This window comes from Rhizobacter sp. P3_C12 (assembly GCF_056402735.1).
In genome coordinates, this window is record NZ_JBFUGW010000168.1 from 1 (window position 1) to 14564 (window position 14564).

At 68.3% G+C, this 14564-nt stretch carries 16 protein-coding genes; 6 read left to right on the forward strand and 10 right to left on the reverse strand.

Annotated elements, in window-relative coordinates; all coding sequences use genetic code 11:
• Nucleotides 1-16 precede the first annotated feature (16 nt).
• Nucleotides 17-1486: a DUF4832 domain-containing protein gene (locus tag AC1DXV_RS22475; protein ID WP_477935614.1), complete on the reverse strand. Its 1470-nt coding sequence runs from the start codon at nt 1484-1486 to the stop codon at nt 17-19.
• Between the two features lie 134 nt (nt 1487-1620).
• On the reverse strand, nt 1621-2520 hold the full coding sequence (locus tag AC1DXV_RS22480; RefSeq protein WP_477935616.1) for an AraC family transcriptional regulator: 900 nt from the start codon (nt 2518-2520) through the stop codon (nt 1621-1623).
• Between AC1DXV_RS22480 and AC1DXV_RS22485 the strand changes: the two genes are divergently transcribed.
• A complete protein-coding gene (locus AC1DXV_RS22485) occupies nt 2519-3094 on the forward strand; it encodes an SDR family NAD(P)-dependent oxidoreductase (RefSeq protein ID WP_477865073.1) in 576 nt (191 codons plus the stop codon). The genes AC1DXV_RS22480 and AC1DXV_RS22485 overlap by 2 nt on opposite strands.
• On the opposite strand, the gene AC1DXV_RS22490 is transcribed toward AC1DXV_RS22485, so the two are convergent.
• The gene (locus tag AC1DXV_RS22490; protein ID WP_477865074.1) at nt 3039-3452 is read right to left on the reverse strand and encodes a hypothetical protein; all 414 of its coding nucleotides are present in this window, start codon (nt 3450-3452) and stop codon (nt 3039-3041) included. The two genes, AC1DXV_RS22485 and AC1DXV_RS22490, sit on opposite strands and share 56 nt — an antisense overlap.
• Nucleotides 3453-3472: 20 nt before the next feature.
• Complete coding sequence (locus tag AC1DXV_RS22495) at nt 3473-4393, reverse strand: LysR family transcriptional regulator (protein WP_477865075.1); 921 nt, start codon at nt 4391-4393, stop codon at nt 3473-3475.
• Between the two features lie 111 nt (nt 4394-4504).
• On the opposite strand from AC1DXV_RS22495, the gene AC1DXV_RS22500 reads away from it, so the two are divergent.
• A complete protein-coding gene (locus AC1DXV_RS22500) occupies nt 4505-5395 on the forward strand; it encodes an MBL fold metallo-hydrolase (RefSeq protein WP_477865076.1) in 891 nt (296 codons plus the stop codon).
• 61 nt (nt 5396-5456) lie between these two features.
• On the opposite strand, the gene AC1DXV_RS22505 is transcribed toward AC1DXV_RS22500, so the two are convergent.
• Complete coding sequence (locus tag AC1DXV_RS22505; RefSeq protein ID WP_477865077.1) at nt 5457-6584, reverse strand: FAD-dependent monooxygenase; 1128 nt, start codon at nt 6582-6584, stop codon at nt 5457-5459.
• 152 nt (nt 6585-6736) lie between these two features.
• Here AC1DXV_RS22505 and AC1DXV_RS22510 point away from each other — a divergent pair, with 152 nt between their 5' ends.
• On the forward strand, nt 6737-7339 hold the full coding sequence (locus AC1DXV_RS22510; protein WP_477865078.1) for a TetR/AcrR family transcriptional regulator: 603 nt from the start codon (nt 6737-6739) through the stop codon (nt 7337-7339).
• A 3-nt stretch (nt 7340-7342) separates the two neighbouring features.
• Here the strand turns inward: AC1DXV_RS22510 and AC1DXV_RS22515 are convergent, their stop codons facing one another.
• Genes AC1DXV_RS22515 through AC1DXV_RS22525 form a run of 3 tightly spaced genes read right to left on the reverse strand, consistent with a single transcriptional unit; the run spans nt 7343 to nt 9937 of the window.
• Nucleotides 7343-8263, reverse strand: coding sequence for an NAD(P)-dependent oxidoreductase (locus tag AC1DXV_RS22515; RefSeq protein ID WP_477865079.1), 921 nt, complete (start codon nt 8261-8263; stop codon nt 7343-7345).
• Entirely contained in the window at nt 8260-8958 is a 699-nt protein-coding gene (locus tag AC1DXV_RS22520; protein WP_477935618.1) for an RraA family protein, read from the reverse strand. The genes AC1DXV_RS22515 and AC1DXV_RS22520 overlap by 4 nt, the downstream gene beginning before the upstream one ends.
• A gap of 46 nt (nt 8959-9004) precedes the next feature.
• Entirely contained in the window at nt 9005-9937 is a 933-nt protein-coding gene (locus AC1DXV_RS22525) for a Bug family tripartite tricarboxylate transporter substrate binding protein (protein ID WP_477868591.1), read from the reverse strand.
• A gap of 185 nt (nt 9938-10122) precedes the next feature.
• On the opposite strand from AC1DXV_RS22525, the gene AC1DXV_RS22530 reads away from it, so the two are divergent.
• From AC1DXV_RS22530 to AC1DXV_RS22540, 3 genes are read left to right on the forward strand one after another with little or no spacing between them, the layout of a single operon-like run.
• Nucleotides 10123-11013, forward strand: coding sequence for a LysR family transcriptional regulator (locus tag AC1DXV_RS22530; RefSeq protein WP_477868593.1), 891 nt, complete (start codon nt 10123-10125; stop codon nt 11011-11013).
• A gap of 5 nt (nt 11014-11018) precedes the next feature.
• Nucleotides 11019-11771, forward strand: a complete 753-nt coding sequence (locus AC1DXV_RS22535; RefSeq protein ID WP_477868595.1) for a sulfite exporter TauE/SafE family protein — start codon at nt 11019-11021, stop codon at nt 11769-11771.
• Between the two features lie 29 nt (nt 11772-11800).
• Nucleotides 11801-12370 carry a cysteine dioxygenase family protein gene (locus AC1DXV_RS22540; RefSeq protein WP_477868597.1) on the forward strand — a complete coding sequence of 190 codons (570 nt, stop codon included), beginning with the start codon at nt 11801-11803 and terminating at the stop codon, nt 12368-12370.
• A 19-nt stretch (nt 12371-12389) separates the two neighbouring features.
• On the opposite strand, the gene AC1DXV_RS22545 is transcribed toward AC1DXV_RS22540, so the two are convergent.
• Nucleotides 12390-13472, reverse strand: a complete 1083-nt coding sequence (locus AC1DXV_RS22545; protein WP_477868601.1) for a lactonase family protein — start codon at nt 13470-13472, stop codon at nt 12390-12392.
• Between the two features lie 54 nt (nt 13473-13526).
• The coding region (locus tag AC1DXV_RS22550) for a pectate lyase family protein (protein WP_477935620.1) at nt 13527-14564 on the reverse strand (1038 nt) is incomplete at its 5' end.

The window sequence follows — 14564 nt, forward strand, 5'->3', positions numbered from 1 at the left end:
CAGCGCGGCCGCCCGCCTACTTGACCGTGACGGTGGTGCCGAAGCGGAAGGCGCCCAGCGACGCATCCCACCCCTGCCGGCTGGCGGCATTGTCTGCATTGGCCGGTCGCACGGCGAAGCGGGCATCGCTGCCGAGCGGCCCCGTGCCATCGGGCAGCGCGATGTAGACGTCGTGCTCTCCCACCTGCGTGCCCGCGGGAACGGTCACCGACACATCGTGCGTGAAGCTGTTGCCCGCGGTCCAGCTGCGGGGATCGACGGAGGTCGACAGCTTCACCACCGTGCCGCTGGTTCGATGCTTCAGCAGCAGGAGCACCGGGCGCGCCTTGAACGGTCGGGCCCAACCGACATTGCGCACCGTGAATCGCACCGACAACGCAGCACCGGTGGTGGCCGTCGCGGCATGTTCGGCCGAGACGAACTCCAGCCGGTAGCCCATCAGGCGCTTGACCTCGTCGTAGCACCCGTCCTGTTTCCAGCGGGTGTGGAAGGCTTCGGTGTAGTAGTCGTTGTTCAGGTAGGTCAGCGAGAACTGCCGGCCTTCCGCCAGGATGTCCGCGCAGCTGGTCCGGGGCTGCGCGCCGGCGTCGTCCGCCGGGTTGCAGGTTTCACCGCCGAAGGGCGTGACCTTCGCGAGCGCCATGGTGTAGTTGCGCTGCTGCTGCCTCGTGGTGGCGTTGTCGCTGTAGGTGCCGACGTCGGTGGCGCTGGCCAGGAAGCAGTCGTTGTGCACGCCCGAGCGCGAGGCGGCCGATCCGTTGAAGGCGGTCGATTCCGCCGGTGGCGTGGCGAACCACTCCATCACGTAGGGCGGGTAGCGGAACTGGACGAACTGCTCCGGGGGCAGGGCGCCGAGCAAGGCATCGCGGATGCTCGTGCGGTTGCCGGCGCTGGTCAGGCCGTTCGACGAGGTGTGCCACTCGCCCCACGCCCCGATGAAGCCCGCCTGCAGGTAGGCGATGACATCGGTGTTCTCCTGCAGCACCGGCTTGAGCTGGGCGATGTGGGCGAGCACCTGGCTGAGCGATGCGTCGGTTGCGTTGCGGTACTCGGTTTCGCCGTCCGGGTAGTTGTAGACGAAGCGGGGGATGATCTTCACGCCCGATTGCCGCGCGTTGGCGAAGCCGGTGCGCAAGCCGTCGAGCAGGCTGGCGGGCAGAGCGGTGCTCTTGTAGGCGTCGAGCCGGACCATCGCGTAGAGAACGCGGAAGCCGTTCGTGTACGCATCGGCGCCGTCGTCCTTGCTGAACTGGTTCAGGTCCGACCAGGCCCAGCGGTAGAAGCCGCGCTCGGGGTTGGGGATCTCGGCGTTGCTCGCGGTGAATTGCGCGGACACCATCGGAGCCGGAGCCGGGCCACCTTGCTGCGGCGTATTCGCGTTGCCATCGCCGTCCGAGCTGCCACCGCAGCCCGCCACGAGGGCGGTGCTGGCGCACAAGGCCGTCAAGGCCAGCAGCTTGCGGAATCTCTCTTCATTTCTGTTCATGGAGTGCACGGCGCTTGCCAATGGAGGGGAGGCGTCCGGATTGTCTTGAAGATCCGCCAGCGTCCTGCCTTCGGTGGGGCTTGGTAGCATCTCTTACGCGAGGTCTCCCGGCTGATGGGGCAGGCCTTGGCGGCTCAGCGACCCTGCGCAAACCTGCCCGGTGGCTGGCCCACATGGTGGCTGAACGCCGTGCTGAAGGTGCTGGCCGAGCTGTAGCCCACCAACTCGGCAACCTCGCCGAGCCCGCGATCCCTGCTGCGAAGCAGCTTCTTCGCCAGGGCCATGCGCCAGGAGAGCAGGTACTCCATCGGCGGCATGCCGACGGCACGCGTGAATCGCTCGAAGTAGGCCGAACGCGAGAGCGCGGCTTCCCGGGCCAACTGCTCGACGGTCCAGGCGTGGGAGGGTCTCTCGTGCATCTGCCGCAGCGACCGCGCCAGGCGCGTGTCCGCCAGGCCGCGAAGCAACCCGGCTGAAGCCGACGCCCCGGTCGTGGAGCGAAGCGCCTCGATCAGCAGCACCTCGACGAGGCGTGCCAGCACCAGCTCGCGTCCGGCGCGCTCGTCGCGGGCCTCTTCCTTCACCCACTGGACGAGCCTCTCCAGTCGCGGCTCGCCGCGAATGTGAATCTGCTGGGGCAACAGCGAGACCAGCAGCGCAGCGTCCGGCGAGCCGAAGACGAAGTAGCCGCCCAACAGCCGGACATCGGGCGGGCCGTCTTGCGTGCCATGCCGTACCTCTCCCGAGGCCTCCGAAGCCTCGATGCGAGGGTCGACCTTCTTCGGCCTGACCGGCTGGAAGCCGGAGAGGGTCAGTCCCGGCGTGGCAGGCAGCAGGACGAAGTCTCCCGCCTGCAGCGTGATGGGCTCCTGGCCGTCGACCGCCAGCCGGCAGGATCCCTCGAGCACCGCGCAGAAGCTCGGCTGGCCGAATGCCGAGTAGCGCACCCCCCAGCGCCCCGCGCCGCTGATGCCCTTCGAGAACACGGTTCCCGGTTGCAGCAAGGAGATCACTTCCGACAGTGGATCGACCATGGCAGGACTCTGGCAAACGAAGACTGGATTGTTGATTGTATTCAGTCCTGTATTTGCCACCTATCGTGGAGGCTCGTTCAACCCGTCGACAAGCTCCCGACAAGGAGCCCTTCATGGCAAAGACCGCGAGCAGATCCTTCCGGTGGCGCTCGACGTCACGGACTTCGCGAGCGCGAAAGCGGCCGTCGACAGCGGCGTTCGGCGGTTCGGACGGCTGGACGCCGTCATCAACAACGCCGGGTTCGCCAACATCGGAGCGGTGGAAGACATGGCGATGCAGGACATCGCCGCCCAGTTCGACACGAACGTCTTCGGCAGCGACAGCTACGCGGACCCCTCGCGCATCGCTGCGGTGGTGATGCGGGTTGCGGAGGTGGAGGTGGAGGAGCCACCGCTTCGGCTGGTGCTCGGCAACGGGATGCTCGACTACGCCAGGAGCTTCGAACAGGCCCGTGCGGAGTCCGACGCGCGCTGGAAATGGCTGACAGACGATCGCATCGGCACCGTGCTCGAAGATGTCACCGCAACTCACCTCGATATCGGGCAGGCCGGCCCAGGACCACGAGGACAGTGACGACGCCACTGGCCAGCGCGCAAGCAAAAGGTGCCAGCAGCGAGAAGCCGCCGGCCGCCAGCCACCACGTCGCGCAGGCCGTCCCGAGACCCAGCGCTGCGAGCGCCACGCGACCGCGATGCTGCGGCGCGGCGAGCGAGGGGAGGAGCACGGCAGTCGCGGCGCCCACGGCCGCCCCGACACAGATCGACAGCGATTCGGCAGCGCGGTACCACGTCGCCATGCACATGCCGGACACCAGCAGCTCCGGCGGGCACAGCTGGATGCAGAGGGCTCGCAGCGCCATGGCCACCACCAGGCTCAGGACCACCCCGGCAAGCCACGACGGCAGGACGAGAAGCCAACGCAGGATCTTCATGTGCGCACCAGGGAGTTTCATCAGATTCTGTCATTCAGGGCGAGATCCCACGGCGCCTCCTCCCCCGCGAAGCGCTCCGCCAGGAAGTCCACCAGCATGCGCAGCGCCAGCGGTTGATGCTGGCGCGAGAGATAGAGGGCGTGGATGCCCAGCACGTCCGGCTCGTGGTCGGGCAGCAGCTGCACCAGGCGGCCGGCGCGCAGGTCATCGCCGAGGTAGTAGGTCGGCAGCATGCCGATGCCGGCCCCGGACAGAACGGCACGCCGGAGCACCGCGGTTTCGTTGGTGTGGAAGGCCCAGTCGACCGACACCATGAGCTTCTCGCCGCCGCGCGTGAACCCGTAGTGCTTGCCGATGCCGAAGGCGTGCGCCACGCAGCGGTGGCGCCGCAGCTCCTCGGCCACGCGCGGCACGCCGTGCTGCTGCAGGTACCCGGGTGAGGCGCACAGCATCGACCGGCACTGCGCCAGCGGCCGCGCGATCATCGTCGCGTCCAGCGTGTTGGTGATGCGCACCGCGAGGTCGACGCGCTCCGCGACCAGGTCGGTGACCTTGTCGCCCACCGACAGCATCACCTCCACCTGCGGGTGCAGGCGCTGGAAATCCACCAGCGCGCCGGTGAGCTGGGCCTCGGCGAAGGAGCCCGCCGTGGTGACGCGCAGCAGCCCCGCCGGCTCACGGCTGCGCTCGCCGGCCAGGTGATGGACCTCGTCCGCGATGCCGAGCAGCTGCCGGCACGAGGGCAGTGCCGCCGACCCGGCATCGGTGAGGCTGACACGCCGCGTGGTCCGGTGCAGCAGGCGGGCGCCGAGCCAGTCCTCGAGCGCCGCGAGGTAGCGGCTGACCATCGCGACCGACATCTCCAGGCGCTCGGCAGCCTGGGTGAGGCTGCCGAGATCGGCCACTTCGACGAACACACGCACAGCCGTCAGACGGTCCATTTCATCGATCTATGCAACAACAATTCAACTGTAGCAATATTTATCTACTGCATCGATGCAAATAGAGTCCATCTCGTCGCAAACAGTGTTCCCACCCTCACGGAGATCTCCATGTTCCAGTTCAGCACCTTCGTCCGCGTTTTCCTGCCCGCCCTGGCGCTGGGCGTCGTCGCACCCACGGCCGCCGTGGCGCAGGCCCAGCCTGCGCTGACCCTGAAGGTCTACAACGCCGACGGCAACAGCTTCAACGTCAACGCCGTGGTGGTCAGCGGCAAGACCGAGGCCATCGTCATCGACAGCGGCTTCACCCGTGCCGATGCGCTGCGCGTGGCGGCCAATGTGCTCGACAGCGGCAAGTCGCTGCGCACCATCTTCATCAGCAACGCCGACCCGGATTTCTACTTCGGCGCCGAAGTGCTCAAGGCGTATTTCCCGCAGGCGCAGGTGCTGACCACCCCGGCCGTGCGCGAGAAGATCCAGGCCAAGCTGGCAGGCAAGCTGGCGTTCTGGGGCCCCAAGATGGGCGCCAATGCGCCGCAGAAGCCGATCGTGCCGGAACTGCTGCAGGGCACGACGCTGAGCGTCGATGGCGAGACGATCGAGGTTCGCGGCACCACCGGTGAGCTGGCCCATCGCCCCTACGTGTGGATTCCGTCGATCAAGGCCGTCGCCGGCAACATCGCGATCTTCGGCAACCTGCACGTGTGGACCGCCGACACCCAGAAGGCCGGCGAGCGCAAGGCCTGGTTCGCCCAGCTCGACGAGATCGAGGCGCTGAAGCCCGTCACCGTCGTGCCCGGCCACATGGCCGCCGGCACGCCGCTCGACGCCAGCAGCGTCCGCTACACCCGCGAGTACCTGCAGCGCTTCGATGCGGAAGCCGCGAAAGCCAAGAACGCTGCGGAGCTGATCGAGGCCATGAAGAAGGCCTACCCGCAAGCCGGCCTGGGCATCGCGCTCGACATCGGCGCCAAGGTGGCCAAGGGCGAAATGCAGTGGTGAACACTGGCGCCTCACGGCGCCGGCTGTGAACTGAAAGGCGGGGACCGAGAGGCCGGGCGGCCTAGAACTCGAATTGCGTCTTCGCGTTTCGTGCGCGGATCGCCTCTTCGGTTCGAGGCACCAGCGTCTCGAGTCCCACCCGCACCGCTTCGGCTTGTACTTCGTCGACGAACGGACGGAACTGCTCGTCATAGAGGCGGAACGCCCGCGCAGGGTCGCCACCCGCTGCCCGCATCGCCTCTCCCAACGCGGCCGCGCCGTCGATGGCGAGTGATCCGCCCATTCCGGCAGCGGGAGACGCGCAGAAGGCCGCGTCCCCCACCAACGCGACCCTGCCCCGCGACCACGAGGGCATCCGGATCTGGCACAGCTTGTCGAAGTAGAAGTTGTTCGAGTCGGCCATGGCCCTCAACACCTCCGCAGTCCTCCAGCCCAACCCGGCGAACTGCTCCGCCATGATCCTGCGCTGCTGCGCTTCGTCGCGGCGGTCATGCGCGATCTCGCGCTCGCAGACAAAGCCCAGGATGATGTCGGTCTTGTCCTTGTAGGCATTGAGCATCACGGCCTTGCCTGGCACGTTGAAGATCTGCGCGGTATCGCGCTCGATCAGCAAGGTGTCGACGATCGCGATCGAGAAGTACTGCTGGAGAAAGTGCGTGTACCGCGCTTCCTCGCCGAACCAGAGCTTGCGCACGCCCGAATGCATGCCATCGCAGCCGAGCACGAGGCCGAACGAGCCCCGGCCGCCCTTCCTGAACGTGACGTCGACGCCGCCGGTCGTCTCCACCAGCCCTGCGATGTTGTCCCCGAAGACGATCTCGCATCGGTCTCTCACGGCCTCGAGCAGGATGTTCAGCAGCACGTTCCGCTCGATCTCGAATTCATCTTCCCGGGGAGGATCGCCTTCCGCCCGCAACACGAGTGCGCGTTCGGTCCGGTCATCGGCGTTCTTGAATTCCCACCGTCGCAGGCCCAGGCGATTGGCGCGAATCTGTTCGAGGATCCCCATGCGCTTGACGATGTCGACCGTGTTCCCGCGGATGTCGACGGCCGTGCCGCCGGTGCGCAGCCCCGGCCCGATCTCGACGACGGTCACGTCGTAGCCCAGCTGACTCATCCAATGGGCGCACGAGAGCCCCGCGAAGCTCGCTCCCGAGATGAGCACCTTCTTGTCATTGCCACGGGTCATCTGCCGCTTCCTTTCTCTGTGCTGCGCCATCCAGCGATGACGAGTGAAAATTGTGTACTCGATAAAAGTTATTGGCAACACATTTTTTACTGAGTACAAAATTTGAGCCAACGGCGGATCTCCCACGCGAGCTTCGGCTAAGCTTCACGCCCATGGGCGAGAGACGCGAGAGCAAGAAGCGGGAAACCCGACAGCGGATTTCCGACGTGGCGACAGAGCTGTTCTTCGAGCGGGGCTTCGAGGCGGTGACGATCGACGACATCGCGGTTGCGGCGAACGTGTCGAAGATGACCGTCTTCAACTACTTCTCCCGCAAGGAAGAGCTGATGCTCGATCGCGAGGACGACCTGAAGCTGCTGTCGTTCCGTCAGGCGCTGCGCGAGAGGCCCGACGGGACATCTCCCATCGATGCGCTGCGCGCGCTCGTCCAGGAGCTGAGCGGCCGGAAGCATCCGCTGTGCTCCGTCAACGCGCAGGCACTGAACTGGTGGCGGGTCCTCGCCGCCAGCCCGTCGCTTCAGGCGCGCCTGCGCGAGCTCGGGGACGAAGCGGCCGAAGGCCTTGCGATCGAGCTGGCAGGGCCGAAGCCCGACGGCGTCACGCGACTCATGGCCGGGATGATCGTGCTGACGATGCGCATGGCGCGCGAGGAAGCGATACGCCTGATGGAGCGCGGCGGCTCTGCGAAGAAGGCGAACGCCGCGTTCCTCGCCTTGATGGAGCAGGGCTTCTCGGCGGCCGAGACGCTGGCATGACCTTCAAGATCGCAGGACGTTCAGCGCGTTCTCCGCCGCGGCCACGCCCATCTTGACGTAGGCATCCGCGGTGACGCCGCCGATGTGCGGGCTGAGCGTGATGCGCGCCTCGCCGTGGAACGGGTGCGGCGAGGGCATCGGCTCGGTCGCAAAGCTGTCGAGCCCGGCCGCGGCCACCTGGCCCGAGCGCACCGCGGCGAGCAGCGCCGCCTCGTCGATCAGGCCACCGCGCGCGGTGTTGACGATCAGCACGCCCCGCTTGCAGGCGGCCAGGGTCTGCGCGTTCAGCAGCCGTGCGTTGTCGGCCGTCAGCGGGCAGTGCAGCGAGATCGCATCGGCCTCGCGCCAGATCGTCGCCAGGTCGGCGCGCGCGACATGCGCCGGCAGGTCGTTCGCGTACGGGTCGAATCCGAGGACGCGCATGCCCAGGGCATCGGCCACGCGAGCGAAGCGCCGGCCGATCGCCCCCAGGCCGATCACGCCGATGGTGCGGCCTTCGAGCTCGATGCTCTTGTGCGTCGCCTTGTCCCAGTGGCCGCCATGCATGCGCTCGTTCAGCAGCACCACCGATTTGGCGGCGGCGAGCAACAGCGCAAGCGCCTGTTCGGCGACGGCGGCGGCATTGGCCCCCACAGCGGCGACGACCTGGATGCCGCGGGCCCGGGCGGCGGCCTGGTCGATCGTGTCGGTGCCGCTGCCATGCTTCGAGATCACCTTCAGGCTCGGCGCAGCGTCCATCGCGGCGGCGCCGACCTGGCTGTAGCGCACGATGATCGCCACCGGGTCGTGCCGCTGGCACAGGGCGATCACGTCGTGCTCGGTCGGCGTCCTGCCCGCGAAGACGACCTCGAAGTCGTCGAGCAAGGCCATCGCCTGCGGCGCCAGGTCGGCACCGGTCACGACGAACACCGGCTTGCGGCTCACAGCGTTTCTCCGTCCTGGATGACGCCGGCCGCTCGGAGCGCGCCGTCCAGCCAGGCGGGCCGCAGCGCCTTGCGACTCTTGATGTCGGCAATGCGCCGCGCCTCCGCGGCGACCTTCTCGGCGGCCAGCGGCAGCAGCGCCACGGCCCGGGCCCGTTCGATCACCGTCACGCCATCGGCGTCGCCCACCACGAGGTCACCGGGATGCACGGTCACGCCGCCGACGGAGATCGGGTGGTTGAGCCGCCCCGGGACGAACTTGGTCGGGCCATTCGGGTTCAGGCCCGCCGCATACATCGGGAAGCCCAGTTCGCGGATGGCCTCGCTGTCGCGCACCGCGCCGTCGATCACGACCGCCGCGATGCCGAGCGCCACGCACTGCTGCGACATGATCTCGCCCATCAGCGCGCTGCCGAGATCGCCCTTGCCGTCGACCACGATCACGTCCCCCGGCTGCGCGATCGCCATCGCGGCATGGATCATCAGGTTGTCGCCGGGCCGGACCTCGACGGTGAGCGCCGGGCCGGCGAAGCGCATCGACGGCGACAGCGGCGCGATGCGGCCGTGCAGCGCGCCGCGGCGACCGGCCACGTCGGCGAGGATCGACGACGGGAACTTCGAGGCACGCTCGACGGTGGCGGCGTCGACGCGTTCGATGTCGCGCATGACGTCGGGCAATGCAGCGGCCTGGCTCATCGGGATCTCCTGGATTGGCTGTTGAACGTGTGCGGGCGGCCCGGGGTCAGTCGACCCTGGCGCCGGACTCCTTGACGACCCCGCCCCAGCGCTGGACTTCCGTCCTGATCAGCGCGGCGAACTGGTCGGGCGTGCCGCCGGCGGCATCCGCCCCCTCGTCTTCGAGCTTCTTGCGCAGATCGGCCTGGCGCAGCGCCTTGTTGAACTCGGCGTTCAGCTTCACGATGACCTCCTTCGGCGTGCCGGCCGGTGCCAGCAGGCCGAACCAGGTGACGGCGTCGAACCCCTTGTAGCCGGACTCGTTGATGGTCGGGGTGTTCGGCAGATCGTCGACCCGCTTCGCCGACGTGACCGCCAGCGGGCGCAGCTTGCCCTGCTTGATCTGGCCGAGCAGTGTCGGCACCGACGCCATGTACAGGTCGACGTTGCCGCTGATGACGTCGGTCAGTGCCTGCGCGGCGCCCTTGTACGGCACATGCTGCGTCCGGATGCCGGCGGCCTTCTGGAAGAGCTCGCCGGTCAGGTGCGCGACGGTGCCGTTGCCGGGCGACGCGAAGTTCAGCGCGTCGGGCCTGGCCTTCGCCGCAGCGACGGCATCGGCCAGCGTCTTGTGCGGCGTGCCCATGCCGGTGACCATCACCAGCGGGGCGTTGGCCAGCAGGACGATGGGCGACAGGTCCTTCTGCGAGTCGTAGGGCATCTTCGCGTACAGCGTCGCGTTGATCGCCAGGTTGCTGGTCTGGCCCAGCACGAGCGTGTAGCCGTCGGCGGGGGCCTTGGCCACCGCGTCCACGCCGAGGTTGCCGCCGGCTCCCGGCTTGTTGTCGATCACGAAGGTCCAGCCCGTCGCCGTGGCGACCTTCTGCGTCGATTCGCGGGCGATGATGTCGGTTCCGCCCCCGGGCGGGAACGGCACGATGACGCGGATCGGCTTGGCCGGCCAGGCCTGGGCGAACGCGCCGCTGCAAACGGCGGCCATTGCCAGGGCGGGCAGGAAGTGTCGGGCAAGGGAAAAGAGAAAGGGCATGTCGTCTCCATCGTGAATCGCGCCGATCTGGCGGCCCGGATCGGTGTCGCGGGTCTGTCGATGGGCTTGAGTATTGGCGTGGCGACCTCTACAGTCCAATCGATAGTTTTTTGAAATCCATCAACGGCACTTTTGACATGGACCTGCGCGACCTGCGCTATTTCGAGACCATCGCCGAGCTGCAGCACATGGGCCGTGCGGCGGCGCGGTTGCACCGCACGCAGCCCGCGCTGACGAGCTGCGTCCGGCGCCTGGAAGAGGACTGCGGGGCTGCGCTGTTCGAGAGAGCCGGCCGGGGCATCCGGCTGACGGCCGCCGGGCGCGTGCTGCTGAAGTGGGCCCAGCGCATGCGCTTCGACGTCGAAGATGCGCAGCGCGAGATCGGTGCCATCGGCCAGGGGCTGGCCGGGCATGTCCGCATCGGCATCGTGCCGACCGCGGCGCAGTTCGTGCTGCCCTCGGTGGCCCGGCAACTGCTGCAGGAGGCGCCCGAGGTGACGCTGCGCACCGTCGTCGGCCTGGTCGACACGCTGAAGCCGCAACTGCACGCCGGCGAGATCGACATGATGGTCGGAACCGAGGGCCCCACCGAAGCCGGCTACGTTTCGAAGATGCTGGTGGAGGATGCGATCGTCGTCGCCGCGAGCGCGAGCCACGAACTGTTTCGCGGCACCCCGACGCTGAAGGATTTGTCGGCCTACCGCTGGGCATTGCAGCCGCCTGGCGCGCCGACGCGCGACTGGCTCGACCACACCTTCGACCGCAAGCGCTTGCCGCGGCCGAAGGTCCAGGTCGAGAGCACGATGCTGCTGATGCTGCCGTTGCTGATCGAGCAGACCGGCCTGCTGAGTTTCATCTCGCGCCACCACCTGGGCAGCCGGCCGGGACGGTCGGGCCTGAAGGAGATCCCCTTGAAGGAGGCCACGATGCACCGCCGGCTCGTGGTGACCTACCGCGCCAACAGCTACCTGTCGCCTGCCGCATCGCGGCTCATCGAGCTGTTCTCCGCACTCAGGACCACTCACTGATTCCCATGGATCACCACCTCGTGATGGTCGTCGCCGTCGGCGCGATCTGCGCCGGCTTCGTCCAGGGCCTGTCGGGTTTCGGGTTCGGCCTCACCGCGATGTCGTTCTGGGCCTGGGCGCTCGACCCGATGCTGGCGGCCGTGCTGGCCGTGTTCGGCTCGCTGACCGGCCAGGTCATTGCCGCGCTGACGGTGCGGCGCGGCTTCGACCTGCGGCGCCTGCTGCCCTTCGTGCTGGGCGGCCTGGTCGGCATTCCGATCGGCGTGACCATCCTGCCGCTGCTCGACGTGCTGCTCTTCAAGGTGGTGCTGGGCACGCTGCTCGTGCTGTGGTGTCCGGCGATGCTGCTGGCCGGCAGCCTCCCGAAGATCCGGGCCGGCGGCCAGGTGGCCGATGCGGTCGCCGGCGGCCTCGGCGGCGTGATGGGCGGCATCGGCGGATTCACCGGCACGATCCCCACGCTGTGGTGCACGCTGCGCGGCTTCGCGAAGGACGAGCAGCGCGCCATCATCCAGAACTTCAATCTCGCGGCGCTGGCGGTCACGATGGCCGTCTACGTGGCCAAGGGCATCGTCACCCGCGACATGCTGCCGATGTTCGCGATCGTCGCGCCGGCGATGCTGGTGCCCACGCTGCTGGGCGCGCGGCTGTACATCGGCATGTCCGAGGCGGCGTTCCGCAAGATCGTGCTGGGCCTGCTGACGGCGTCGGGTGTCGCGCTGCTGGCGGCGTCGCTGCCTGCCCTCATCGCGAGATGAGGGGGCCGGCGAGGCGCGACAATCCGCCGATGACCTCCGCCGCCCTCGACGCCTTCATCGCCCAAGCCTCGGCCCACAGCGGCCGCCAGCCCGATCCGGCCGATTGCGTGCTCGCGCTGGCGCCGCTGATGCTCGAGCTGATCGACCACGCCGGCAGCTTCCTCGAGCCGCAGCACTACCGCAGCAGCGCGTCGGGCTACACCCGCAACCTGATCTACGACGCGCCGGATGCGAGCCTGTCGCTGTACTCGATCGTCTGGCTGCCGGGCCAGTGGACGCCGGTGCACGACCACGGCAGCTGGGGTGTCGTCGGCGTGGTCGAGGGCGTGCTGGAAGAGCGCAGCTATGTGCGGCTGTCACCCGACCGCGGCGCCGACGAAGACATCGACCTGGCGCGCGGCGGCACGATCCTGCTGAGCCGCGGCGCCGTCACGAGCTTCGTGCCGAACCCGGACCACATCCACGTCACCGGCGTGCCGGCCGAGCGGCCGCGTGCCGTCAGCCTGCACCTCTACGGCCGGACGATGAGCGACTTCAACATCTACGACGTGGCCGAGCGCACGCGCCGGCGCATCAAGGTCGCGCACAACGAGAGCTGAGTGCGCCCGCCGGTGGCCGTCACGGCAGGTCGACGATCTCCACCCAGTTCGGGTTCTTGCCGACCGGCAGCCGGGTGGCTTCGCCGAGCGCGCCGGTGCGCGGGTCGATCGCGTGCACCGACACCGAATGCGACTCCTGCCCGGCCGCGATCAGGAAGCGGCCCGATGAATCGATCGCGAAGCCGCGCGGCGTCTTCTCGGTCGGCGTGCTGCCGGCCGGCTCCAGCTTGCCCGTCTCGGCATCCACCTTGAAGCGCGCGATCGTGCTCGAGGTGCGCTCCGACGCATAGAGCTGCCGGCCGTCCGGGCTCAGGTGCAGGTCGGCGGCCCACGGCTTGCCGGTGAAGCCCTCGGGCAGCGTGGTCGTGCGCTGCAGTTCGCGCAGCGTGCCTCGGCCGGCCTCCCACGCGAAGACGTACAGCGACGCATCCACTTCGTTGAGCAGGTACAGGTGCTTCTGCGCCTTGTCCCAGACGAAATGGCGGGCGCCGGACTTCGGCGCCGCCTGCACGATCGCCGGATCGTTCGGCGTCAGCTGTCCCTTGGCGGCATCGAAGCGCCAGACCGAGATGTTGTCGCCGCCGAGGCTGGTGGCCAGCACGAAGCGGTTGCTCGCGTCGGCATGGATCGCATGCGCGTTCGGCGATGTCGGGATCAGTTGCTGGATGGCCCCGACCACGCCGTTGCCGTCGATGCTGTTGACGGTGATCTTGTGCCCCGGGTACGAGGCCGCGAACAGCCACTTGCCGCTGGCGTCGACGTCGATGTTGGCCATGCTGTCGGCGAGCGGCGCCTCGCCCAGCTTCTTGAGGCGGCCGCCGGCCGGGTCGATCGCGAAGCTCACCACCCGGAACGGCTGCGAGCGCAGCGCGGCATAGAGGAAGCGCTTGTCGGGGCTCACCGCGAGCGGCATCACCGTGCCGCCGACGGCCAGCGTCTCGACCGGACTCAGCCGGCCGGTGCCGCGGTCGAAGGCCAGCACCGACAGCTCCTGGCTGTCGGCGCTGGACACGTAGACGAAGGTGCCGGCCATCGCGGGGAGGGCGGCGGCCAGCAGGCCGCCGGCCACGATCGCCGCGCGCAGCGGCGTTCCGAAGTGCAGATCCAAGTTTGTCTCCTCTGCGCCGCGATGTTGCGGTCTCTCGTCAGTTGCCGCTCAGTTGCAACCCAGCCCGGCCAGCGCCTTGCCTGCACCCGCCACCGCGGGCAGCTTCTGCTTCACGCAGGCGGAGTCGTGCACAGTGTAGGTGTACGGGATGCCGACCGGGAACGCGCTGGTGCTGACCCAGTCGCTGGCGTCGCGCGACGGCGACGACTCGCTGGCCACCCAGGTGATGCCGTAGCGGCTGAAATCGGCCGGGCTCTTCACGTTGTTGTTGCGCAGCTCCCAGTAGCCGATGGTCGAGCTGTCGCGCGAGGTCACCGGGTTCTGCGCGTTCTCGAACCAGTTGCCCTCGATCAGCGAGAAGCCGCCCATGCGGACGTTGGCGCCCGAGGTGTGCACGCCGCTGTACAGGTTGTTGTACAGGTGGGTGTAGCCGCCGCGCTGCAGCGGCAGCCGCGACTTCACGTTCTCGTAGACGTTGTGGTGGTAGGTGATGAAGCGGTCGCTGGAATCGCTGTCGCTGGAGCCGATCAGCCCGACCTTCTGGTGGTCGTGGATGTGGTTGTACGAGTAGGTGATGTGGTGCGCGCCGGCCTTGTTGTCGACCAGCCCGTCGAACTCCATGTCGCCGGCGCCCGGGCACTCCTTGATGCTGCTGAACAGCGTGTTGTGGTCGACCCAGATGTAGCCCGGCGACTTGCCGCCCTGGCCCTCGATGCCGATCGCGTCGATCGAGCCCGGCAGCAGGCCGATCGTCATGTTGCGGATGATGACGTTCGTCGCACCGCCCTTGACCGCGAGGCCGAAGTTCGCGGCCGAGCCGTCGGCACCTTCGATCGTCACGTTGCTCTTGTTCTTGACCTCGACGATGGCACCGGCAGGTTTCGTGCGCTGCGCGCAGGAGTCGGTGATCGACGCGAAGTCGAAGCTGCCGGTGTAGCGGATCACGAGGCCGGCCGAGCCGGTGTAGGCATCGATCGCCGCCTGCATCGCTGCTGCGCTGCTCACCGTCACGGCCGCGGCCTTGCCGCCGCCGGTCACGGTGCCGGCGAAGCCGGCGGTCAGGCCGCTCGGCGCGGGGGCCGGCGC